Annotated in this window: 26 protein-coding genes and 1 pseudogene; 12 read left to right on the forward strand and 15 right to left on the reverse strand. The window is 57.9% G+C overall.

Features of this window, described 5'->3' with window-relative positions:
• Positions 1-256: 256 nt before the first annotated feature.
• From JFT91_RS26425 to JFT91_RS26455, 7 genes are all read right to left on the reverse strand, one after another.
• Entirely contained in the window at positions 257-604 is a 348-nt protein-coding gene (locus JFT91_RS26425; RefSeq protein ID WP_007960698.1) for a ribonuclease E inhibitor RraB, read from the reverse strand.
• Between the two features lie 208 nt (positions 605-812).
• Positions 813-1,046 (reverse strand): hypothetical protein, encoded by a 234-nt coding sequence (locus JFT91_RS26430; RefSeq protein WP_007914057.1) that lies wholly within the window; start codon positions 1,044-1,046, stop codon positions 813-815.
• 308 nt (positions 1,047-1,354) lie between these two features.
• Positions 1,355-2,230 (reverse strand): polyamine aminopropyltransferase, encoded by an 876-nt coding sequence (gene speE, locus JFT91_RS26435; protein ID WP_201234342.1) that lies wholly within the window; start codon positions 2,228-2,230, stop codon positions 1,355-1,357.
• 225 nt (positions 2,231-2,455) lie between these two features.
• The gene (locus JFT91_RS26440) at positions 2,456-2,647 is read right to left on the reverse strand and encodes a PLDc N-terminal domain-containing protein (RefSeq protein WP_007914053.1); all 192 of its coding nucleotides are present in this window, start codon (positions 2,645-2,647) and stop codon (positions 2,456-2,458) included.
• A gap of 71 nt (positions 2,648-2,718) precedes the next feature.
• Positions 2,719-3,249 carry a hypothetical protein gene (locus JFT91_RS26445; protein ID WP_201234343.1) on the reverse strand — a complete coding sequence of 177 codons (531 nt, stop codon included), beginning with the start codon at positions 3,247-3,249 and terminating at the stop codon, positions 2,719-2,721.
• A gap of 183 nt (positions 3,250-3,432) precedes the next feature.
• On the reverse strand, positions 3,433-3,951 hold the full coding sequence (locus tag JFT91_RS26450) for an ankyrin repeat domain-containing protein (RefSeq protein WP_201227307.1): 519 nt from the start codon (positions 3,949-3,951) through the stop codon (positions 3,433-3,435).
• A gap of 97 nt (positions 3,952-4,048) precedes the next feature.
• The gene (locus JFT91_RS26455; RefSeq protein ID WP_201234344.1) at positions 4,049-5,887 is read right to left on the reverse strand and encodes a long-chain-acyl-CoA synthetase; all 1,839 of its coding nucleotides are present in this window, start codon (positions 5,885-5,887) and stop codon (positions 4,049-4,051) included.
• A 387-nt stretch (positions 5,888-6,274) separates the two neighbouring features.
• Here JFT91_RS26455 and JFT91_RS26460 point away from each other — a divergent pair, with 387 nt between their 5' ends.
• A complete protein-coding gene (locus tag JFT91_RS26460) occupies positions 6,275-6,553 on the forward strand; it encodes a DUF3509 domain-containing protein (RefSeq protein WP_129391315.1) in 279 nt (92 codons plus the stop codon).
• A gap of 214 nt (positions 6,554-6,767) precedes the next feature.
• On the opposite strand, the gene mtnC is transcribed toward JFT91_RS26460, so the two are convergent.
• From mtnC to aroC, 5 genes are all read right to left on the reverse strand, one after another.
• On the reverse strand, positions 6,768-7,451 hold the full coding sequence (mtnC, locus tag JFT91_RS26465; RefSeq protein ID WP_201234345.1) for an acireductone synthase: 684 nt from the start codon (positions 7,449-7,451) through the stop codon (positions 6,768-6,770).
• A 4-nt stretch (positions 7,452-7,455) separates the two neighbouring features.
• Positions 7,456-8,001 carry a 1,2-dihydroxy-3-keto-5-methylthiopentene dioxygenase gene (locus tag JFT91_RS26470; protein WP_038861971.1) on the reverse strand — a complete coding sequence of 182 codons (546 nt, stop codon included), beginning with the start codon at positions 7,999-8,001 and terminating at the stop codon, positions 7,456-7,458.
• A 94-nt stretch (positions 8,002-8,095) separates the two neighbouring features.
• The gene (locus JFT91_RS26475; protein WP_201227312.1) at positions 8,096-8,722 is read right to left on the reverse strand and encodes a methylthioribulose 1-phosphate dehydratase; all 627 of its coding nucleotides are present in this window, start codon (positions 8,720-8,722) and stop codon (positions 8,096-8,098) included.
• Positions 8,719-9,864 (reverse strand): MFS transporter, encoded by a 1,146-nt coding sequence (locus JFT91_RS26480; protein WP_201227313.1) that lies wholly within the window; start codon positions 9,862-9,864, stop codon positions 8,719-8,721. Before JFT91_RS26480 ends, JFT91_RS26475 begins: the two co-directional genes overlap by 4 nt.
• Positions 9,865-9,898: 34 nt before the next feature.
• A complete protein-coding gene (aroC, locus tag JFT91_RS26485; protein ID WP_201234346.1) occupies positions 9,899-10,990 on the reverse strand; it encodes a chorismate synthase in 1,092 nt (363 codons plus the stop codon).
• A 130-nt stretch (positions 10,991-11,120) separates the two neighbouring features.
• Here aroC and JFT91_RS26490 point away from each other — a divergent pair, with 130 nt between their 5' ends.
• Together JFT91_RS26490 and JFT91_RS26495 are read left to right on the forward strand one after the other, a co-directional pair.
• Positions 11,121-12,074: an alpha/beta hydrolase gene (locus JFT91_RS26490; RefSeq protein ID WP_201234347.1), complete on the forward strand. Its 954-nt coding sequence runs from the start codon at positions 11,121-11,123 to the stop codon at positions 12,072-12,074.
• A gap of 99 nt (positions 12,075-12,173) precedes the next feature.
• Positions 12,174-12,965: a hypothetical protein gene (locus JFT91_RS26495; protein WP_201234348.1), complete on the forward strand. Its 792-nt coding sequence runs from the start codon at positions 12,174-12,176 to the stop codon at positions 12,963-12,965.
• A 155-nt stretch (positions 12,966-13,120) separates the two neighbouring features.
• Here the strand turns inward: JFT91_RS26495 and prmB are convergent, their stop codons facing one another.
• Positions 13,121-14,029, reverse strand: a complete 909-nt coding sequence (gene prmB, locus JFT91_RS26500; protein WP_201234349.1) for a 50S ribosomal protein L3 N(5)-glutamine methyltransferase — start codon at positions 14,027-14,029, stop codon at positions 13,121-13,123.
• A gap of 238 nt (positions 14,030-14,267) precedes the next feature.
• Between prmB and JFT91_RS26505 the strand changes: the two genes are divergently transcribed.
• From JFT91_RS26505 to JFT91_RS26515, 3 genes are all read left to right on the forward strand, one after another.
• On the forward strand, positions 14,268-14,858 hold the full coding sequence (locus JFT91_RS26505; RefSeq protein WP_201234350.1) for a cysteine hydrolase family protein: 591 nt from the start codon (positions 14,268-14,270) through the stop codon (positions 14,856-14,858).
• Between the two features lie 142 nt (positions 14,859-15,000).
• Positions 15,001-15,321 carry a hypothetical protein gene (locus JFT91_RS26510; RefSeq protein ID WP_201227319.1) on the forward strand — a complete coding sequence of 107 codons (321 nt, stop codon included), beginning with the start codon at positions 15,001-15,003 and terminating at the stop codon, positions 15,319-15,321.
• Positions 15,322-15,394: 73 nt separating this feature from the next.
• Complete coding sequence (locus JFT91_RS26515) at positions 15,395-15,952, forward strand: Smr/MutS family protein (protein WP_201227320.1); 558 nt, start codon at positions 15,395-15,397, stop codon at positions 15,950-15,952.
• 149 nt (positions 15,953-16,101) lie between these two features.
• Here JFT91_RS26515 and JFT91_RS26520 read toward each other — a convergent pair whose 3' ends face one another.
• On the reverse strand, positions 16,102-16,722 hold the full coding sequence (locus JFT91_RS26520) for a hypothetical protein (RefSeq protein ID WP_242485601.1): 621 nt from the start codon (positions 16,720-16,722) through the stop codon (positions 16,102-16,104).
• Between the two features lie 387 nt (positions 16,723-17,109).
• On the opposite strand from JFT91_RS26520, the pseudogene JFT91_RS29810 reads away from it, so the two are divergent.
• The 3 genes and pseudogenes from JFT91_RS29810 to JFT91_RS26530 all read left to right on the forward strand — a co-directional run.
• Positions 17,110-17,445 (forward strand): annotated as a pseudogene (locus tag JFT91_RS29810) (site-specific integrase); the annotation flags it as partial.
• A 22-nt stretch (positions 17,446-17,467) separates the two neighbouring features.
• Positions 17,468-18,013 (forward strand): GTP cyclohydrolase I FolE, encoded by a 546-nt coding sequence (gene folE / locus JFT91_RS26525; RefSeq protein ID WP_010456659.1) that lies wholly within the window; start codon positions 17,468-17,470, stop codon positions 18,011-18,013.
• Positions 18,014-18,117: 104 nt separating this feature from the next.
• The gene (locus tag JFT91_RS26530) at positions 18,118-18,489 is read left to right on the forward strand and encodes a glutaredoxin family protein (protein WP_201234352.1); all 372 of its coding nucleotides are present in this window, start codon (positions 18,118-18,120) and stop codon (positions 18,487-18,489) included.
• A 160-nt stretch (positions 18,490-18,649) separates the two neighbouring features.
• On the opposite strand, the gene JFT91_RS26535 is transcribed toward JFT91_RS26530, so the two are convergent.
• The gene (locus tag JFT91_RS26535; protein ID WP_201234353.1) at positions 18,650-19,816 is read right to left on the reverse strand and encodes an aminotransferase-like domain-containing protein; all 1,167 of its coding nucleotides are present in this window, start codon (positions 19,814-19,816) and stop codon (positions 18,650-18,652) included.
• Between the two features lie 82 nt (positions 19,817-19,898).
• On the opposite strand from JFT91_RS26535, the gene JFT91_RS26540 reads away from it, so the two are divergent.
• From JFT91_RS26540 to JFT91_RS26550, 3 genes are all read left to right on the forward strand, one after another.
• Positions 19,899-20,345 (forward strand): MarR family winged helix-turn-helix transcriptional regulator, encoded by a 447-nt coding sequence (locus JFT91_RS26540; protein WP_201234354.1) that lies wholly within the window; start codon positions 19,899-19,901, stop codon positions 20,343-20,345.
• Positions 20,346-20,635: 290 nt separating this feature from the next.
• Positions 20,636-21,985, forward strand: coding sequence for an NCS2 family permease (locus JFT91_RS26545; RefSeq protein ID WP_201147283.1), 1,350 nt, complete (start codon positions 20,636-20,638; stop codon positions 21,983-21,985).
• Between the two features lie 88 nt (positions 21,986-22,073).
• Positions 22,074-22,703 carry a LysE family translocator gene (locus tag JFT91_RS26550; protein WP_201234355.1) on the forward strand — a complete coding sequence of 210 codons (630 nt, stop codon included), beginning with the start codon at positions 22,074-22,076 and terminating at the stop codon, positions 22,701-22,703.
• The last annotated feature ends 22 nt before the right edge of the window (positions 22,704-22,725 follow it).

Raw genomic sequence — 22,725 nt, forward strand, 5'->3', positions numbered from 1 at the left:
CTGGACTGCCCCCGCAGCCCGCCCCGCCGTAACCCTGACCGGTTTCCTCTCCTTATCGGTCTTCCCTTTAGCCACCCTCTCCGGTGGCTTTTTTTTTGCCCGTTTGAAATATTTTGAAAGTAAAAGCAAAAGATCGCAGCCTCCGGCAACTCCTACATAATCTGTGTAGGAGCTGCCGAAGGCTGCGATCTTCTGATCTTTAAAAATGGCAACGGCCAACCCAGAGGTTAGCCGTTGGTAATCAAATAACCTGAAATCAGTTCAAACGGTGGCGATTACGCACCTCCTGCTTGACGCCCCAGCCCTCGATGATGCCACCCAGCGGTTCGACCACGGCGGAGAAGCCCTGCTCGAAATCGCCAATATCGTCATAGGTCGCGTACATCACTTTGCTCAATTCCAGCGACCACGCGCCGTCATCCCGCGCGCTGACCTGTGCATTGATGGATTCACCGCGAAACTTGCCTGCCGCCCTGCGCGCCCGCTCCTCGTCCGGGAAAATGGCGTAGAACTCGATGGGATGGAATCGGGAAAAATCGAAACCGCCTTCTTTCATGCGGCGCAGAACATTGCTGCTGATGTCTTCTTGATAGGCTGTGCTCATGAATCGTCCCCCTCGCATAGATGGATAGACTTTCCGAATCCCGCCCCGGGCCTTTGGCCAAAGTACTACGGCAACGTGGTTGCACGCGGGAACAAGCATGTAGCTGACAAGACCAGACCTTAGCGATCCGTTCGCTGATCTCGCTTGCAGAGTAGCCCCAAGTTAGAGCTGCTGCCAAGGCCTGGTGTTAAAGGTGACAGGAAGAATGTCAGATGGGAGTGATGCTGCGGATTTCAATGCTGTTCTGGGTTTTCAGGCTTTTCACGCCAGCATCGGCAGTGCGCCCTTCCAGATCGTTCAGGTCCAGTTCGGCGGCAACGGGCAGGAGCCGTGCCTTGATCAATCGAGCGGCCTCATCGTCACTGGGGCATTCCGCGCGCTCGAACACCTCATCGACAATTTCACCATGATCGTCCACGAAAGTGACTTTCCACTTTTGCATCGGTGCCTCCTCGATCAAACCCGCAAATGGGCTTACACCTAAATCGACTGGTACGCCGAAAGTTGGTTCAAAAGGATTACAGCGCACGAACATGAAAAAAACGACATCTTGGGTACAGGCAGCAAAGTGGGGAGCGTGCTTTTGTGGCGAGGGGATTTATCCCCGTTCGGCTGCGCAGCAGTCGTGAAAATCAGCAACCGCGGTGTATCAGGAAGACCGTGGATGCTGATTTTGGGGACGCTGCGCATCCTAACGGGGATAAATCCCCTCGCCACAATAGCTCCCTCAATGGGGAGCTCGCGGTGGGATCAGTCGTTGCTTGGCTTGTTGATCGCTTGCAGCACGTACTGTGGCAAAGCAAATGCGCCGATGTGGATTTCCGGGTTGTAGTAGCGCGTGACAATGCCGCTGCCAATGAAGCGCTGTTGCAGCACTTCACGGCTCAGTTTGCGGTAAGCCGGGTTGGTCGAGCCCCAGGCGAAGGTCATCGAGCCGCCGATGTAGGTCGGCACGGCTGCCTGGTAGAAGTGCCAGTCCGGGAACAGGCTGCGCAGACGACCGGCGGTGGTTTTGACTTCGTCGATCTGCATGAACGGCGTGCCGTTCTGGGTCACGAGAATGCCGCCTTCGTTCAGGCAACGGTGGCACGCCTGGTAGAAGTTCTCCGAGAACAGCACTTCGCCCGGGCCGATCGGATCGGTCGAGTCGGAGATGATCACGTCGAATTTTTCGGTGGTAGTGGCGACGAAACGCATGCCGTCGTCGATCACCAGGTTCAGGCGCGGATCGTCGTAGGCGCCCTTGGAGTGGTTCGGCAGAAACTCTTTGCACATATCGACGACGGTGCCATCGATCTCGACCATGGTGATGTGCTCGACACTGCCGTGCTTGGCGACTTCACGCAGCATGCCGCCGTCGCCACCACCGATGATCAGCACGCGCTTGGCGGCCCCGTGGGCGAGGATCGGCACATGGGTGAGCATTTCGTGGTAGATGAATTCGTCGGCTTCGGTGGTCTGGATCACGCCATCCAGCGCCATCACCCGGCCCATGCGCGGGTTTTGAAAGATCACCAGATGCTGGTGTTCGGTGCGCACTTCGTGCAGCAGTTTTTCCATGCGAAAACGCTGGCCGTAGCCTTCGTAGAGGGTTTCCAGGTACTCGCTGGTTTTGGTGACGGTCATGGTGAAATGCTCCGATGAATGCGCGGGCGCCAATCGTGGGGACGATTGCCCGGGAAAGGCGCGCATTCTACGTTGCCGAAGATGACAGGTCGAACCTCACTTCATCGGCAAACCCCATTCCCCTGTAGGAGCAAGGCTTGCCCGCGAAGGCGTTGTGGCAGTCGACATCATTGGCAACTGACACAACGCCTTCGCAGGCAAGCCCTGCTCCTACAAAGAGCGGCGTCAGATTCGGACGTTACCGCGTGGCCCGGCGATCGCCCAGATGATCAGGCCCAGCACCGGCAGGAGGATGATCAGCAGCACCCAGACGATTTTCATCCCGGTGGTTGCGCCGCTTTTCAGTACGTTGATGATGGCCCAGATGTCGAGGGCAAGGATGATCAGGCCAATCAGACCGTTGAACGTGGAACCCATGGTGTCACTCCAGAATAGTGGCATGCACTTTTAGGATAGACGGTCGCGCGCAGGGTTCCCTTTTATTGCACTCAGACGTGAACGGCGATCTTCAGCGCTTCAAGCGAAGGCGCGGCGGCGATGCCGACTTGCGCACACAGTTCCAGTACCCGTGGCACGTCGTTGCCGTAGACCAGCACCACTTGCAACTCGTCGTCGAGCAACTGACTGAAGTTCATCAGCGTGTAACCGCCGTTTTCCTTGTTCATGCTACTCATCTGCACCTGGATGCGATTAAGCGCGGTCAGTGCTTCGGTTTTCGCCAGTTGCTTGGGCTTGAGATTGAAATCCACGCCTGGGCCAAACGAAGCGACGATCTGTGCGAACAGGTCGACATAGGTGTCCGCCTGGAACAGCACGGTGTCCGGCAGGCTGCCGACCACGACCCACTCACCCAGAGGAATCGGGAAGGTGTCGTCGTAGTTGATGTCCGGATTGGCTGTCAGAAAAGCTTCCGCGTCGGCGTAGGCCTTTGCGGCGTCGTCGGCCACGCTCAGGATCTCGTCCTCGCCCATGCAGCCGGAGCTGATTTTGCTGATGAGTTCGACGAGTGCGGCTTTCATGTGGGCGGATCCTGTGGCAGCTGAATTTGGAGGGCGCGAAGAATAACGCATTCTTCAGCACACCCGACACCTGTGGCGAGGTAGCTTGCTCCCGCTGGGGTGCGTAGCGGCCCTGAAAAAGCTTGCCAGCGCTGCGCACTGAAGCGCGAGCAAGCTCCCTCGCCACAGGGATCGCGCCAGTTTTCAGGCGAGGAGTTTTTCCAGTTGGGCAGTGGTGTCGACGGCACCCATGGTGCGGGCCGCGTCCAGCGCCGTGACGCCATTGGCGTCCTTGGCCTGCGCATTGGCACCTTTGCTGATCAGGTAATCAACGATTTCCACGCGGTTGAACATCGCCGCCATCATCAATGCAGTGCGGCCGTCGAACGACGAACCTTCGATCTCGGCGCCCGCCTCGACCAGGGCCTTGACCACCGCCAGATCACCTTTGAACGCGGCACCGGCAATCGGGCTCTGGCCGTTGCCATTGCGCATTTCCGGATCGGCTTTGTGTTTAAGCAGCACTTGCACCGCGTCCACATGGCCGTAATAGCTGGCCAACATCAGCAACGTGTCGCCCTTGCTGTTCTTCAGGTTGACCGGCAGACCGGCGCTGACCAGACGATCAAGCATCTCGGCATCACCGTCGCGTGCCTTGTTGAAAACCTGCTCGGTGAATTCGGCAGCTTCCTCAGGGGTCATCTGGCGGCTTTGTTCGGACATGGGGCAACTCCACTTTCGGTCAATCGGAAAGCCGACAGTTTCCCGAGCAAGACGATAACTGTCACCCACTTTTTCTCAAGTCGATCCATAGCCAATTTCAATAGCGATACCTGCCCTGATGAATTTCAGCCAACACTTGATCGGTGACCTGCACGTAAGTCTGGCTGCCCGGCAGCCAGGCGAAGATGGGGTCATTACCTGTCTGAGCGGGGTCGAAGCCTTCGTTTTTAAGGCGGGTTTTCTGATATTTGAAGGTGCCGGTGGTTTCCATCTTGACCTTTACCCGCAGGAATAACGGTACCGCGTAGGCTGGCATGCGCTGTCGCGCAAAACTCAGCAACTCGGCGAAATCCAGGGTCGCCAGGGATTCGGAGGGAGTAATTGCGGCCATGCCGGCACGCCCGTTGGTGTTGCGGATTTCCACGCCATACGCCACCGCCTCGGAGATATGCGGATGTTGCAGCAGCAGGTTTTCCACTTCCGTGGTCGAGACGTTCTCGCCCTTCCAGCGGTAGGTGTCACCGAGGCGATCAACAAACTGTGCGTGGCCAAAACCGATATTGCGCAGCAGATCACCGGTGTTGAAAAAGCGGTCGCCTTGAGCGAACACATCGCGTAACACAACCTTGGCGGTCTTCTGTGGATCGGTGTAGCCGTCCAGCGGCGCTTTCTCGTCGATCCGCGCCAGCAACAAACCCTGTTCGCCCTTGCCGACTTTACGCATAAAGCCGTCGTCACCGCGGATTGGCTCACCACTGTCATGGTCGTAAGCCACCAACTCCCAGGCCATCAGCGAAAAGCCGATGGTGTTGTCGAAGTTGAGAATATTGGTGAAGCCGATATTGCCGTCGCTCGCCGCATACAGTTCACAGATGTGATCAACCGCGAAGCGCGTCTTGAACTCAGCCCAGGCACCGGGGCGCAAGCCGTTGCCAATCATCTTGCGCACGTCGTGTCGGCTGTCGTCGGCGCTGGCCGGTTGATCGACCAGATAACGGCACAGTTCGCCGACGTAGCCAATGGTGGTCGCTCGATAGCGGCGTACGTCGCTCCAGAACTGACTGGCGCTGAATTTGCGGCGGATCGCAAAACCGGACGCGCCGTTGATCGCCGAGCCCCAGCACACACACAGACCCGTCGCGTGGTACAGCGGCAAGGTGCAATAGACGACGTCGTCGGGACGCATGTTCAGCGCGATCATGCCGAAACTGGCAGAGCTGCGCATCCAGCGTCCATGCTTGAACACTCCGGCTTTGGGCAGGCCCGTGGTGCCCGAGGTGTAGATGTAGAAACAGGGGTCGTCGAAAAACACCTGCTGACTGCTCGGCGGGTTATCGCTGCAGGCATCGGCACTGGCGCTGATCAGGTTGACGTAGCCTTCGGGCGCAATGCCCGGATGGCTGTAGGTGTCCTGATCCGCCACGAACCAGGTGCGGTGCGGGTCAATCGACACTTGCTCGCGCACCGCCGCAAATGCCGGCACGAGTTCCTCTCCGACGACAATGGCCACCGGTGCCACCAGATTCACGCTGTGGATCAACGTATCGCGGGTCTGCGAAGTGTTGAGCAATGCACTGACCGCGCCGACCTTGGCCAGCGCCAGAATGGTCACCAGCAATTCCGCGCGGTTCTCGATGAACACCGCGACCACATCACCCTTGCCGATGCCCTGCCCGTTCAGATAGTGGGCAATACGGTTGGCCCACTGGTTGACCTGTGAATAGGTCAGCACAACATCGTGCTGCAATAACGCCGGGCCTTCGGGATTGCGCAGGGTCGCTTGTTCGAATGTCCAGCCAAGGCCACAACTTTGCGTCGGATCCGTGACGTTGGCCACCTTCATGCCTTTGACCACCCGTGGGATGGCTTTGGCAATCATCGGCAGTTTGCGGAGCATCATGCCCCAGGTGATCGTGTCGCTTGGCGCGTTACTCATGGAAGCTCCCCGTTCGACCTTTTGTATTGGCCAGTGTTTTTATTGTCGGGCAAAGGCTTGGGATGACCGACGCATCGAGCGAGGGTCGAGACCGAAAATACGTCAGCACTTCTCGGCCTGTACACGCAGTTTTTGCAATGTTTTGTATCCGCTGATCTGGCGGGACCGACGAAGATCATCGGCTCATCGATTGGTTCCGTTGAATCGATAATGATCCCGCAAAATGCAGGATGCACGATGGCCATTCATGCAGATTGCACGACCATCAAAAATTGAAGAATCTACAAGCTATTGATTTATAACGATTTTTAAAAAATTAAATGCTGGCACAATCACTGCAACCTCCTCTGCATGCTTGCCATTCAAGTGCATACGGAGCTGAAAGACATGAGCCTGATCCAAGAAAAATTTACCTCCCTGTTCTCCAACTTCGAAGTCACCACCGCGCCACGTCCCGATGGCGGGATTCTGCTGACCTTGCGCAGCAGTGACGGCAAAGTGTTCAAACGCGCGCTGACTTATCAGCAACTGCATGCTGGTGATCAACTGTCGTGGGCGATCAGTGCCATTCGTCGTGACCTGGCTGAACAAGCCAGCGAGCTGCCGCAAATTGCCATGCTGCAAAGCCAGCAGCGTTTTGCCCTGCCGACGTATCACTCGCTGTAATTTTTAAATCGCTTTAAACAAAACAGGCCGTGAAGCTCTCGCTTCACGGCCTGTTTTTTTATGCGCGAACTCCCTGTAGGAGCTGCGGCACGCTGCGATCTTTTGATTTAGATTTCAACGATCAAGATCAAAAGATCGCAGCCTCGTTCCACTCGACAGCTCCTACAGGATTTTGTATTGGCAGTGAGGTGGTATTTACCCCTGCACCGGGAAATCAGAAGGCTTCGGGTTCGATGGCGGTGAACGTTTCGACGGTGACGTGGCTTCCCAGCTCCCCGCCTTCGCGCGCCAGGCCGCAGGTTTGCAGGCCGGCAGATTGCGCAGCGTCCAACTCTTCAACGATGTCCGAGAGGAATAGGATCTCCTGCGGTTCAACGCCAATGGCTTTCTGGATATTGGTGTAGGACTGCGGCTCACGCTTGGGCCCCGACGTGGTATCGAAATACCCGCTGAACAGCGGCGTCAAATCCCCGGCCTCCGAGCAGCCGAAAATCAGCTTCTGCGCCTGGATCGAGCCCGACGAATACACAAACAGTTGATAACCCGCAGCATGCCAGTGCTGCAGCGCTTCAACAGCATCCGGGTAAACGTGGCCCTTCAGTTGCCCGGCCTGATAACCCTGCTCCCAGACCATGCCTTGCAGCGCTTTAAGCGGCGTGGCTTTGCGGTCTTCGGCAATCCAGCTCAACAGAATCTCAACAACCCGTTCAGCATCAGCCTGCGGCTCGTTGCTGTCGCGGCGCACGGCGGCGAGTTGCTCAGCAACGTCAGCGCGCTCGGCGTTATTGCGCACGAAATCCGGCAGATGTCTGGCTGCGTATGGAAACAGCACGTCGAATACGAAACTCACCGCGCTGGTGGTGCCTTCGATGTCGGTGAGGATGACTTTGATCGACATCGCCTCAATCCTCCAGACGCGGGAAGCGGCCGGCGATGTCTTCGCCGGTGAAATTGGCGACCCAGCCTTCAGGGTTATTGAACAGACGAATTGCCACAAAATGCGGATGTTCGCCCATGTCGAACCAGTGTTTGGTGCCGGCCGGCACCGAGATCAGGTCGTTCTTCTCGCACAAGACCGCGTAGACGTAATCGTCGATGTGCAGGGTAAACAGCCCACGGCCGGCGACGAAAAAGCGTACTTCGTCTTCGCCATGGCGGTGTTCCTCAAGGAACTTGGCGCGCAATTCGGCTTTTTGCGGGTGATCGCTGTTGAGGCTGATCACGTCGACAGTGATGTAGCCGCGCTCGGTCATCAACTTGTCGATCTGCTCTTTATAGGCGCTGATCACTTCTTCCTGGGAGGCGCCGGGCTGGATCTTCGCGGCGGCTTGCCAGCGGTCGAAACGCACGCCTTGTTCGGCCAGGGTCGAGGCGATGTCTTCGAAGTGGGTCAGCACCTTGTTGGGAATCTCGGGGCTGGAGACGTGATAGACGGACAGGCTGCTCATTGGGGCAATTCCTCGGTATCGGCCTTGCCGTCCGGTTCTTGCAGACCGGTCGGGCACAGCATTTCATCAGGCAAATGGGCTACTTCTGGTGAAGTCAGCCTTGGCGGTTCATGACGCTGCGGGTTTTCAACTCGCATTCAAACAAAAATTCAAAGGCCTCGATCTGGCGCAGCGCGTCGTTCATCTGTGCGCCCCAGGTGTATAGGCCGTGGCCGCGAATCAAGTAACCGACGCAATCGGGATGGGCGTCGAGCCAAGGCTGCACCTTGGCGGCGAGGCGCGCAATGTCCTGATCGTTGTCGAAAATCGGCACACGCACACGGGATTCGTGGGTCGAAATACCGCTGAAGGCCTTTTGCAGTTCGTAGTCTTCGAACTCGATAAAGTCTTCCGGGGTGAGGCGTGACAGCACCGTGGCATTCACCGAATGCGTGTGCAGCACGGCGCCGATCTCCGCGCGCCAGGTGTAGAGCTGGGTGTGCAGCAGGGTTTCGGCGGACGGCTTTTTGCCCGGTTCCAGGCTGTTGCCGGAAAGATCCGTGGCCAGCACATCGTCCAGACCCAACTGCCCTTTGTGTTTGCCGGAAACGGTCAGCAGCGCTTCGCTCGGCGACAGCCGTGTCGAGTAATTGCTGCTGGTGGCGGGCGACCAGCCGCGACCATAAAGAAAGCGCCCGGCGTCGACGATTTGCTGAGCGAGTTGTTCACGCGTAAGGCTCATGGCCTGTCCTCTTGCATACGTGTGGCAATGATAACGGCAGCAGCGAGCGCCGCGAGACTGGCAATACTAAAGGTCAATGTCGCGCCGAGGGCATTCCAGCTGTAGCCGGAATACAGCGCCCCGATCGCACCACCGGTGCCGGCCAATGCTGCATACAGCGCCTGGCCCTGGCCTTGTTGACGCGCGCCGAAACTACGTTGCACGAACGCGATGGCTGCGGCGTGAAAGCTACCGAAGGTCGCCGCATGCAATACCTGCGCGAACAACAGCACCCACAGAAACTCGGCGAAAGAACCTAGCAGCAACCAGCGCAGTGCCGCCAGCAGAAAACTCGCCATCAGCACCCGGCGCAGGGAAAACCGCGCGAGAATCCGGCTCATCGCCATGAACATCAGCACTTCAGCGACGACACCCACGGCCCAGAGCATGCCGATGGTGCCGCGTGTGTAGCCGAGTCGTTCAAGGTGCAGGGTCAGAAAGGTGTAATACGGGCCGTGGCTCATTTGCATCAGCGCGACGCAACCGTAAAACGCCAGCACGCCGGGGTTGCGCAGTTGCTTGAGGAAACCCTCGCCGTTCAGTCGATTGCCCTGCGCCGGTTGCGCATTCGGCACCCATAAACTGCTGAGGACGATACCGGCCATGATCAACACCAGCGCCGCCGGATAGATATCGAGGCTGAGCCATTCGAACAGCCGGCCCAGCGCGACTACGGTGATGATGAAACCGATCGAGCCCCACAGGCGAATCTGGCTGTAGCGCGCGGTCTGGCCCTGCAAATGCGCCAGCGTGATGACTTCAAACTGCGGCAGCACCGCGTGCCAGAAGAACGCGTGCAAGGCCATGACCATCGCCAGCCAGGCGTAGGTTTTGCTGACAAAAATCAGCGAAAAGGTCAGCAGCGTACACACCGCACCGAAGCGCACGATGGCCAGGCGTTTACCGGTGTAATCGCCGAGCCATCCCCAGATATTCGGCGCGACGCAGCGCATCAACATCGGAATGGCGACCAGTTCACCAATGCGCGCGGCACTGAAACCGAGATGGTCGAAGTACAGCGCCAGAAACGGCGCTGTTGAACCGAGCAAGGCGAAATAGAACAGGTAGAAACTGGACAGCCGCCAGTAAGGGAGCGCCGCCACGCCGGTTATGCCGCGACGGCTTTGAGATCACCCATCAAAGCTGACCCAGCACCGGGGTGCTCACGCGCACATCGGCGTTCTGCCCACGGTGACGCAGCAGATGATCCATCAGCACAATGGCCATCATCGCTTCGGCAATCGGCGTGGCGCGGATGCCGACGCACGGGTCGTGACGGCCCTTGGTGATCACGTCGACCGGGTTACCGTGGATGTCGATCGAACGGCCCGGGGTGGTGATGCTGGAAGTCGGTTTCAGGGCCAGATGGGCAACGATTGGCTGACCGGACGAAATCCCACCAAGAATGCCGCCAGCGTTGTTGCTGAGGAAACCTTCCGGGGTCATTTCATCGCGATGCTCGGTGCCACGCTGTGCAACCGAGGCGAAACCGGCGCCGATTTCCACGCCTTTAACTGCGTTGATGCTCATCAGCGCATGGGCCAGTTCGGCGTCGAGACGGTCGAAAATCGGCTCGCCCAGACCCGGCATGACGCCTTCGGCGACCACAGTAATTTTCGCGCCGACCGAGTCCTGATCACGACGCAACTGGTCCATGTAGGCTTCCAGTTCCGGGACTTTGTCCGGGTCAGGACTGAAGAATGCGTTTTCCTCGACCGAATCCCAGGTCTTGAACGGGATTTCAATCGGGCCGAGCTGGCTCATGTAGCCACGGATGACGATGCCTTGGGTGGCCAGGTACCTTTTCGCAATTGCCCCGGCCGCCACGCGCATCGCGGTTTCGCGTGCCGAGCTGCGACCGCCGCCACGGTAGTCGCGCTCACCGTATTTATGGTGGTAGGTGTAGTCGGCATGCGCCGGGCGGAACAGATCCTTGATCGCCGAGTAGTCCTTGGACTTCTGGTCAGTGTTGCGGATCAGCAGGCCGATCGAGCATCCGGTGGTGCGCCCCTCGAACACGCCGGAGAGGATTTCGACTTCGTCGGCTTCCTGACGCTGGGTGGTGTGGCGGCTGGTGCCGGGTTTGCGGCGATCAAGGTCGCGCTGCAGGTCTTCGAGGGAGATCTCCAGGCCCGGCGGGCAGCCGTCGACAATGGCGACCAACGCCGGACCATGGCTTTCGCCAGCGGTGGTGACAGTGAACAACTTGCCGTAGGTATTGCCGGACATGCAGGACGCTCCGTGAAATCAAACCCAAATTCGTGATGCGCGCCAGTATACGCAGGCTAACCGACTAGTTCATCCTCGAACCTTAGTGGTGTTGGTGAGTCCAACCGGCACCTTGGCAAATGATGGCGTGATGATGCTGCGAGTTTTGATCTTGAGTCTTACCCTGTTTACGGGCTTTGCCCAAGCGACGGTCCTACAACGGCCGGTAACTTTGGATACCGGCACCGGTGAGCTTTTCGGTTCGCTGTTGCTGCCGAAATCTGACAATCCTGTGCCGGTTGTCCTGATCATTTCTGGCTCAGGTCCTACGGACCGTGACGGAAACAACCCCGATGGCGGGCGCAACGACAGCCTCAAACGGCTTGCCTGGGTGCTGGCCAAACACAACATTGCCAGCGTGCGCTACGACAAACGCGGAGTGGCCGCGAGCCTGGCGGCGACGCCGGATGAGCGCAATCTGTCGGTGGAAGCCTATGCGGCAGACGCGGTGGCGTGGGGGCAGAAGCTCAAGGCCGATCCACGCTTCGGCAAGCTGATCCTGCTCGGTCACAGTGAAGGCGCACTGATTGCCAGCCTCGCCGCGCCGAAAGTGGACGCGGCGGCGGTGATATCCCTGTCCGGCAGCGCCCGGCCGGTCGATCAGGTGATCCGTGAGCAACTGGCGCGCAGCCTGCCGCCGGCCTTGATGTTGCGCAGCAACGCATTGCTCGACAGCCTCAAGGCCGGTCACACCGATGACGACGTGCCGGGGCCGTTGCAGGTGATTTTCCGTCCGAGCGTGCAGCCGTATCTGATTTCGCTGTTCCGTCAGGATCCTGCAAAAGCCTTCGCGCAATTGTCGATGCCGGCACTGATCGTTCAGGGCAGCAACGACATTCAGGTCGGGGTCGATGATGCGAAATTGCTCAAAGCCGCCAAACCGGACGCCGAACTGGTGGTTATCGACGGCATGAACCACGTCATGCGCATCGTGAATAACGACATGAAGCGGCAATTGGCATCCTACAAAGATCCGAATTTGCCATTGGCAGCGGAACTCGGCGCGAAAATCATCGAATTTATTGACGGACTTCGCACCCGTTAAGCGCTGTTAGCCCTCCAGTCCTGTAAAAAACGGCCGATAAGCCTTTGTCGCCAGCGCAATGGCTGGCGGCAAGCAGGGCTTGGACAGGATCTCGCCGTTATGACTGATACCCAGACTTCACCCGACACCACCGCTGAAAAAGACGCGTCGCCAGCGGCCGAGCTGCCTTGGGCGGACGTCAGCGTCGAGCACCACAAGATGCTCCGCCTGGCCCCGCTGCAGACTGATCGCAATACCGGTGGCCGGCCATTGCGCTTCGTCGAATTCGGTTACGCCGAACGCAATAGCAAAGAACGCAGCCTGATGCGCATGGCGATCAAGCTGCCGAGCCAGCGCGTTCGCAAAGAGCAGAACCACCTCGATGTGTGGGTTGATCACACCACCAAACGTGTGAGTTTCGGCCCGGACAGCGGCTTGCAGATCGAACCGCTGAATCGCGGCATCGGCCGTTTCATGGCCGCGCAAGGCATCACGTGGGCGAAAAAACGCTGGCCCGCCTACACCGTCGACGGCATGGACTTGAACAACAAGGATGCGCTGAACGAAGACACGCGCCTGCGTCGCGATCATTTCCTGCGCGTACACGGGTTTGACGTGGCGTACGCCGATGCTCAGCATTTGAAGGGCAGCATCAAGGCTGTGCAGGTCGGGGATTTGCTCGGCGACTGGAACAGCGAAAAGCTGCAGATCGTCGAGATTCTCGAAGCTGCGCAGATGTTGCAGCAGGCCGAGCAGAATCTGGCCGAGCAGGAAGTGAAGCTGAAGAAGCAGGAAGACAAAGTCAGCAAGTTCAAGCGTGAAGACGCTGGATTACGTTTCACGATTACTTGTCTGGTGGCGTTCGCGGTGTTTCAGGCGGGGTTGTTGATCTGGATTGCTACACACCGCTGACTTCAGCGATGACCTGTGGCGAGGGAGTTTGCTCCCGCTCGGCTGCGAAGCAGTCGTAAATCATGCATATGCGGTGTGTCTGGCTCACCATCACTGCATGTTTTGGGTCTGCTCCGCAGACCAGCGGGAGCAAGCTCCTCGCCACATAAATCAGGTCAGACGCGGGAAGCGAACAGGGCCTGATGATCGCGGCACTGCTCTGCCGTCAGCATGAACACGCCGTGCCCACCGCGCGCAAACTCAAGCCAGGCAAAATCGACTTCCGGGTACAACGCTTCAACGTGCACCTGGCTGTTGCCCACTTCGACAATCAGCAAGCCCTTCTCGGTCAGGTGATCTGCCGCTTCAGCGAGCATCCGCCGCACCAGGTTCAAACCATCATCACCGCAAGCCAGGCCCAGCTCGGGCTCGTGCTGATACTCATCCGGCATGTCGGCGAAATCTTCTGCATCGACGTATGGCGGATTCGACACGATCAGGTCGAAACGCTGACCCGGCAAACCATCGAAACCATCGCCCTGCACGGTGTAGACGCGCTCATCGACGCCATGACGCTCGATGTTTTGATTGGCCACTTCCAGTGCTTCGAACGACAGATCCGCCAGCACCACTTCAGCCTCCTGGAACTCGTAAGCACAGGCAATACCGATACAACCGGAACCGGTGCACAGGTCGAGAATTCGCGCAGGCTCGGTGCCGATCCACGGTACGAAGTGGTTTTCGATCAGCTCACCAATCGGTGAACGCGGGATCAACACGCGCTCGTCGACGATGAACGACATGCCGCAGAACCACGCTTCACCCAACAGGTAAGCGGTTGGAATACGTTCTTCGATGCGACGCTTGAGCATGCGTTGCAGATTGACCAACTCGTCGTCTTCCAGCGCGCAGTCAAGGTAGCTGTCGGCAATTTCCCACGGCAGGTGCAAGGCACCGAGGACCAACTGCCGGGCTTCGTCCCAGGCATTGTCGGTGCCATGGCCGAAAAACAGATCCTCCCCATGGAAGCGGCTGACGGCCCAACGGATGTGGTCGCGCAGGGTACGAAGTCGGGAAGTGATCACGGGGCAGAACTCCAGAAAAAACGACTGACGATTCTACCAGCCAAAACGCGTGACGACGACGCAGGAAAAATGGCTGACAACAGTAGGACTTTTCTATTTTTTGCATCAGCTATTGAACAGAACGTGTAACTTGACAAGGCTGCAGGCCAGTAACGACGGTGCCTACGATGGTAGCGATTCACAGAAGCGCTCAGCCAGAGGACAATGTCGCAAAAGCCCCACCCCAAGGAGCCCCAGAATGTCCGTTCCAAAAACGATGTTTCAACTCAGCGGTCGCGGTTACACAGCGGCCACATTGAGCCATGCCACCGTGGTCATCATCGATGCCCAGAAAGAATATCTCAGCGGCCCCCTGGCCCTGAGCGGCATGGACGCGGCAGTCGCGAACATCAAACAAGTGGTTGCCGCAGCCCGTGCAGCCGGTCGGCCGATCGTGCACGTGCGTCACCTCGGCACCGTCGGTGGCCTGTTCGACCCGCAGGGCGAACGCGGCGAATTCATCCCTGGCCTCGAACCGCAGGGCGATGAAACCATTATCGGCAAATTGCTGCCGAGCGCGTTCCATGGCACCGAGCTGCTCGATCGCCTGCAAAACCTTGGCTCGCTGGACTTGATCGTCTGCGGTTTCATGAGCCACTCCAGCGTCAGCACCACCGTGCGTGCGGCGAAGAACCTCGGTTTCCGCTGCACCCTGGTGGAAGACGCCTGCGCCACCCGCGACCTGCCGTTCAAGGGCCGCGTGCTCAGTGCCGAGCTGGTACAAGAGGCAGAAATGGCGATCATGGCCGACAACTTCGCCACCCTCGCGCTGACTCAAGACCTGATCTGATCCACACAGATCAAGCCCCTGATGGGCGGTGCAGATCGCCGCTCATCCGCAAAACCCTCTCATTTGCCGCAAATGCCATAGCCTCAGGAACAACCCGGTCAACTCCCGGTCGAAGGGCCGATACCCATTGAGGAAGGTCGGAATGAAGTTATCCGATGGATTTGACGCACGCCGCTTGCGGCCCAAAGGCCAAAGCAACTGGCGTTTTCGATTCGGCGCGGCGATCGCGGCCATTCTGGCGACGTTCGGCGTGCTGCTGGCGCTGGCCGGCGCCGCCAGTCTGATCGGGCACCCACCGGCGCTCGGCGACTTGAACGCTACGCCCATGGGCTCGGCGATCATTCTGGCGGTCGGTTTGCTGTTTGTATATTTCGGTATCGCCCTGTGGCGCCGCTGCCGCCGTCGCGCACGGCAATCGCGGGAGCTGAACATGTCCCCGCACCTGATGAAAAAACACGATTGAACAACGGCCTGGCTTTTTGCCGGGCCGTTTTGTTTCGACTTGGGTAAACTGGCCGCCCTTCGCGGAGGCTGACATGCAAGACGACGATTTTTCCCTGTTCAAAAACGAGTTGCGCGGCGTCAAGCCGATCAAGCACGATCGCGCCGACACCGGCAAACCCAAGGCTGACCGCGCACAGATTGCCAAGCTGCGCCAGTCCGCCACCGTGCGCACTGATGCCACCACCGTTGACGGTCTGTCCGATCAGTTCGTGATTGATGTCGGCCCGGAAGACGAGCTGATGTGGTCGCGCGACGGGGTGCAGGAAAGTCAGATGCGCAAGCTCAAGGTCGGCCAGATTCCGTTCGAAGGCAGTCTCGACCTGCACGGCATGAGCGTCGAAAAAGCCCGGGAAACCCTTTGGGCGTTTCTCGCCGAAGCGACCAGATTCGAAATCCGTTGCGTGCGTGTCACCCACGGCAAGGCTGTGCGCCTCGACGGCAAGCGGCCAATGATCAAAAGCCACGTCAACACCTGGCTGCGGCAGCACGCGCAGGTGCTCGGTTTCTGCTCCTGCCAGGCCAAACACGGCGGTGCCGGCGCGGTTTACGTGATGCTCAAACGCACGATGATGGAAGGTCGCGACGAATAATCCCGTTACACCGAACGTGCAGGGTCGTCGTTTCTACTCACCGCTGCCCAGCGGTTTGAGGCTGGGCTATGGCGACCCGTGATCTTTCCCCTCAACTTACGGCAGTCGGCTTTGCACCCACTGCCGGCGCTTGACGCGACAACCAGGATTCAATTATTGACGGGCGACAGCGCATCGTTTGCTGACGATGAGGGCACATAAACTGTATTGCTCTGCTCATGTTCCTCTTGGTGAGCCTTTTCGATGCGGTACGCAAGTTCTTCTTCAAGGTTGTCATAGTCGACGTTTTTGCCATCCTCGTCGCGCAGACCGCCGTAGTTGAACACGACAAGATGCTTGCGAAAGCCTTTACCCTTACGCGCACTCGGCATCTTGAAAAAGATCTTCCATCGGCTGTCATTAAAGTTCGGCAGGGTGTCAGCTTTTTCGGCAATGATATGAAGTACCGTATTGAGTTGCATCTGAGCTATCCCGCTGTACGACTCGACCTCTGTGGCTTCAATCGATGTGTAAGGGACTAACCCGTCAGCATTGAAAAACCAGATGCCCTTGTCCTTAAGGATCATCAAAGTTTGCGAACCCGCGTTCCGATTCAGCCACGCCATGCCCAAGTACCATAACGAACACACTAGCAGCAGTGCAGCGATTCCATTGGACTCCATACGGAACCCCTGGATGGCCATCGCCAAGAATACAATTCCACCTAGTAAAGCTCTCACTGGCACGCGGCGACGCTCAGTGAACGCCATATCATTGATTGAACTTTTCATGATTTTCCTTTGGCTAATAGGTGCGAAAATCGCATCCCGGTAATGCAAAAGGCCCTTTCGGGCCGTAGTTTTTTATGAACCTTTCCATCAAGTTTTCTTGCCTTCCGGATGCCCAGGCTCAGCCTCGATACCCAGCTGCTTTCAACTTCCTTACAGGGTATAGGTCGACCTGTGGCCTTTCCGGATACATCACCAATCATCGTTTTTTTGCGATTTTACTCGATAAAATCGCTTACGTGAGATAACGACTCTTCCACGTCTTCTTCATGGATAAGCTCCTGGACGAATTCCATAAAGTCCGAACACATTTGCTTCACGAAATCAGTTTGCTTTTCTTTAGTTCCAGGGTCACTACCGAAGCTATCGGTGCTTCTGCAGAGCCCTCGCAAACGCGCCGAATCACCCGACGTGCTCCCGCCAACCAAGAACCTTGAATTCACTCACCCGCCGAGTGTGACCGACAAACACTTCCAGGCCGCACCGACCGAATTAGGGATTCGCGCCCGCCGGCAATACAACTGCCGACACACATACGCTACCATGTGCCTCATGGCGGGTATGAACCCTGCGTTTATTGCCACTCAGCTCGGTCATAGCGTTCAGATGTTGCTATCGACTTACGCCCGATGGATCAATTCCAGCACCGACTGGGGTGAACTCGGTAAGCTCGAAAACAGCTTGATTGGTACAAAATTGGTACAGACAGAAACAGTACCCCTCTGAAACCCTTATGGAATCAGCCCCTGTGACACTGGAACAGAACTACACCGCGATCCTCGGCCAATTGGGCGAAGACGTCTCCCGCGAGGGCCTGCTCGACACGCCAAAGCGTGCCGCCAAAGCCATGCAGTACCTCTGCCGCGGTTATGAACAGACGCTCGAAGAGGTCACCAACGGTGCCCTGTTCAGCTCCGACAACAGCGAAATGGTGCTGGTAAAGGACATCGAGCTGTACTCGCTGTGCGAACACCACCTGCTGCCGTTCATCGGCAAGGCGCACGTCGCGTATATCCCGAGCGGCAAAGTGCTGGGCCTGTCGAAGGTCGCACGCATCGTTGATATGTACGCTCGCCGCTTGCAGATTCAGGAAAACCTCAGCCGCCAGATCGCTGACGCGGTCCAGCAAGTCACCGGCGCGCTGGGCGTGGCCGTGGTGATCGAGGCCAAGCACATGTGCATGATGATGCGCGGTGTCGAGAAGCAGAATTCGTCGATGATCACTTCGGTGATGCTCGGTGAGTTCCGTGAAAACGCTGCCACCCGCAGCGAGTTTCTCAGCCTGATCAAGTAATACGCAGCACGAAGAAAACCGGCATTCATCGCCGGTTTTTTTTCGCCCGTGAAAAATCGGGTAAGCTGCGCGCCTTTCTTTATTTGCACCGTGAGGCTTTCAACATGTTCGTCAAAGCGCTTCGTGTCGGCCTCGGCCAACTGGTTATTTTCGTCGACTTCATCACCCGTCCAGGCAAGAAAAAACGCCCCGCCGCCGCTCAGGCTCAGGTGGATGCGGCAGCGAAAGATCTGACGTTGTATCAGTTCAATGCCTGCCCGTTCTGTGTAAAAACCCGCCGGACCTTGCGTCGCCTGAATGTGCCGGTGGCGCTGAAGGATGCGAAGAACAACGAGCAGGATCGCCAGACGCTGTTGGAACAGGGTGGCCGGATCAAAGTGCCGTGCCTGCGGATTGAAGAGAATGGGCAGACGACCTGGATGTATGAGTCGAAGGTGATTATTGATTACCTGGATAAGCGCTTCGCTGCAGTCTGATGGTTCTGCAGTGTATTGACTGACGCTTTCGCGAGCAGGCTCGCTCCCACATTTGGAATGAGTTTCCCCTGTGGGAGCGAGCCTGCTCGCGAAGAGGCCCGTTCATTCAGTACAAATTCAGACAAAAATAAACCGGCCCTTGAGCCGGTTTATTTGTTTTTCAGGCCGCTTTATCTAGCTGCGCCCGCCGCACCACCGCCGCCAGTCGCTTCAGCCCTTCATCCAGACGCGCCGGATCGATGTGGCTGAAATTCAGACGTAAATGCCCATGATGTTTATCCGGTTCGGGAAAGAATGGCTCGCCCGGCATAAACGCCACGTCATTGGCCAACGCCTCGTTCAGCAGCGTCCGCGTATCCAGCGGTTGCTTCAACGTGAGCCAGAAAAACAGCCCACCCTGTGGCATGTCCCAATCGGCCAGATCGGAGAAATGCGTTTCCAGTGCTGACTGGAAGGCATCGCGCCGCTCACGGTAGAAACCGCGCAATTCACTCAGGTGCTGCTGATATTTCTCGGTGCCGATCCATTGCAGCGCCTGCCATTGGCCAATGCGATTGGTGTGCAGATCCGCCGATTGCTTGAGCTTGAGCAGGTGCGGGAACAGATCCGGGCTGGCAATCAGATAGCCGACGCGCAAACCCGGCAGCAAGGTTTTCGACACGGTGCCGGTGTAGATCCAGCTGGATTTCTTCAGGCGCCCGGCAATCGGTTTGGCGCTGCCGCCATCGAAAGTCAGTTCGCGGTAGGGTTCGTCTTCGATCAGGGTGACGCCGAACTCATCGAGCAGTGCCGCGACCGCTGCACGTTTGGCTTCGCTGTAGCGCACGGCGGACGGGTTCTGGAAGGTCGGGATCAAGTAGATGAATGCCGGACGATGCTGCTCCAGACGACTGCGCAATGCCGCCAGGTTCGGGCCGTCGGACTCTTGCGCCACGGTCAGGCAGTCGGCGCCGAACAGTTGGAATATCTGTAGCGCGGCCAGGTAAGTCGGCGCTTCGAGCAGAATTTCCGTGCCTTGATCAATGTACAGCTTGGCAGCCAGATCGAGGGTTTGTTGGGAACCGCTGACCACCAACACCTGACTTGCATCACAAGCCAACCCAAGCGCCCTCGCCTCTGCCGCCAACACTTCGCGCAATGCCGGCTCGCCCTCGCTCATGCCGTACTGACCGAGGGACAGTGGCATGTCAGCCCAGTCGACCTTCGGCAACATGGCCTCGGCGGGCAGGCCACCGGCGAACGACATCACTTCCGGGCGCTGGGCCGCAGCGAGGATTTCACGGATCAGAGAACTTTTAAGGCGCGAGACACGTTCGGAAAAAGCCATGGAGGTCACCGGTAGCGAGGCATGGGAATAATGAGTCAAACTTGTTGACTGAAATTACGACAGCTTGAGCGAGTACGTCAACATGATTGACCTTAAAAACCCAACCAGTCAGCAGCAGGCGATGGAAGCTTTTTTCTTCGGCTATCAGGCGTTCACGGCCAAGGCCGACGAAATGCTTGAGCGGCGGGGATTGTCGCGGGTGCATCAGCGCATCGTGTTTTTCATCGCCCGCTATCCGAATCTGAGTGTGAAGGAGTTGCTCGGGCTGCTCGGTGTGAGCAAGCAAGCGCTGAACATGCCGTTGCGCCAATTGCAGGAAATGCATCTGGTGGAAAGCGTGGCGTCGGAGGCGGACAAGCGTAAGCGGCTGCTGGAGTTGACGGCGGAAGGCGCGAAGTTTGAACGGGCATTGCGGCGTGAGCAGGTGAAGTTGCTGGAGCGCGTGTTTGCCGAGGCTGGGGAAGCAGCGGTGAATGGCTGGTTGGCGGTAAATCTGGCGTTGGGGAACAGTCAGGCGCAACTCGATTGACAGGGGTAACCTCTTCGCGAGCAGGCTCGCTCCTACATTAGACCGCACTCCCCTGTGGGAGCTGGCTTGCCAGCGATGAGGCCCTCGAAGGCGATATATCCCTATCGACGGAACTTTCGTAAACAAAACCAAAAACAATATTTGCTTTATTTGTACACAAAAGCATAATCCACAGCGTGCGAGTTCCTGACCGCATGGTCAACAAATTCGCGTATGCCTCAAAGGGCCGCTGCCACCCCTCATGGGTCCGGCCCTGGAAATAACAATAAAACTCTTGAGGAGTACTCGCTGTGGAAAGCCGCAAATCCGAAGCATCGACGCTGGATCTCTCGCCGCCGTTACGCAATGGCCTGCTAGAGCGCTTGTTCAAACTCAGCTTGCATGGCACCACGGTGAAGACCGAGCTGATCGCCGGTCTGACAACCTTCATCACCATGGCTTACATCATCTTCGTCAACCCGAACATCATGGCCGATGCCGGGATCGATCACGGTGCAGCTTTCGTCGCCACCTGTATAGCCGCCGCTCTCGGCTGCCTGTTGATGGGTCTTTACGCCAACTGGCCGGTTGGCCTGGCGCCGGGCATGGGCCTCAACGCGTTCTTCACTTACACCGTGGTCGGCACCATGGGCTACAACTGGGAGACCGCGCTGGGTGCGGTGTTTGTCTCGGGTGTACTGTTCATGATTTTGACCTTCTCGCGCATTCGCGAGTGGCTGCTCAACAGCATTCCGGTCAGTCTGCGTTTTGCGATGGGCGCCGGCGTCGGTTTGTTCCTGGGTCTGATCGGTCTGAAAACCGCCGGCATTGTCGTCGACAGCCCGGCGACACTGATCAAGCTCGGTTCCCTGCGCGAACCTGGCCCACTGCTCGCTGCCATCTGCTTCCTGATGATCGCGATCCTCAGCTACCACAAAATTTTCGGCGCGATCCTCATCAGTATCATCACCGTGACCCTGGCCGGTTGGGGCTTGGGCATCGTGCATTACGAAGGGATCATGTCGACCCCGCCAAGTCTGGCGCCCACTTTCATGGCAATGAATGTCGCCGGCGTATTCAACGTCAGCATGATCAGCGTGGTACTGGCCTTCCTCTTTGTGCACATGTTCGACACCGCCGGCACATTGATGGGCGTCGCCCAGCGCGCCAATCTGGTCAACGCCGACGGTCGTATCGAAAATCTGTCCCGCGCAATGAAAGCTGACAGTGCATCCAGCGTATTCGGCGCGATCGTTGGCGTGCCGCCGGTCACAAGTTATGTGGAAAGTGCTGCCGGCGTGGCCGCTGGTGGTCGGACTGGTCTTACCGCGGTGACCGTAGGTGTGCTATTTATAGCGGCAATGTTTTTCGCACCGCTGGCCGGCATGATTCCCGCTTACGCCACCGCCGGGGCACTGATCTACGTTGCGATGCTGATGATGGGCGGCATGGCCCACATCGAGTGGGACGAAGCCACTGACGCAATTCCGGCGATCGTCACCGCCATCATGATGCCGCTGACCTTCTCGGTCGCCGACGGTATCGCGCTGGGCTTCATTACCTACGTGGCGCTGAAGGCCGGTACCGGCAAGTACAAGGAAATTTCCGTGAGCCTGTGGGTGCTCTGCGCGATCTTCATCGCCAAGTTCATCTTCCTGTAAGCGCTACGCGGTTCAGGCTTCAAAACAGCCTCACCCTTGCGGGTGGGGCTTTTGTGCATTTTTCAATACAACAAAAAGGAGGAAAGTGATGAGTCTGGAAACCTGGCTGCTGTTCAGCGGCGCTGCGTTGGTGGTGATCCTTATTCCGGGGCCATTGTCATTGCTGATGATCAGCAACAGTCTGAATTACGGTCTGCGCCGTTCTTACCCGGCGTTTTTGGGTGGCGTGATTGCGTCGATCTGTTTGCTCAGTGCTTCGGCGCTCGGTCTTGGTGCGTTGCTGCTGGCGTCTGAACAGCTGTTCAGTGCGCTGAAAATCGTCGGCGCGCTGTACCTGTTCTACCTTGCCTGGCAGAGCTGGCAGCAATCGCGTCAGCCGTCAGTGGGCGCGGAGGTGCCTCAGGCTGCACCGACTCCGCGCTTCCGCACGCTGTTCGGGCGCGCGTTTGTGCTGGGTGCGAGCAATCCCAAGGACATTCTGTTCTTTGCTGCGTTTCTGCCGCAGTTCCTCAGCGCGCAGCAGCCGTTTCTGCCGCAGTTGCTGATCATGATCGCGACGTGGGTGGTGCTCGATCTGTGCTGCAAGCTGGCTTACGGGCTGGGCGCGCATGGCGCGGCGCGGTATCTGCGTAGCGGTAAAGGTCAGAGTTGGTTCAACCGCATCAGTGCCGGGTTGTTCGGCGGAGCGGGAGCCGCTTCCTTGCTCAGCAGTCACTGAGAAGTTACTGCTACTTAATGAT

The sequence above is a fragment of the Pseudomonas sp. TH08 genome (assembly GCF_016651275.1).
Classification (GTDB): Bacteria; Pseudomonadota; Gammaproteobacteria; order Pseudomonadales; family Pseudomonadaceae; genus Aquipseudomonas.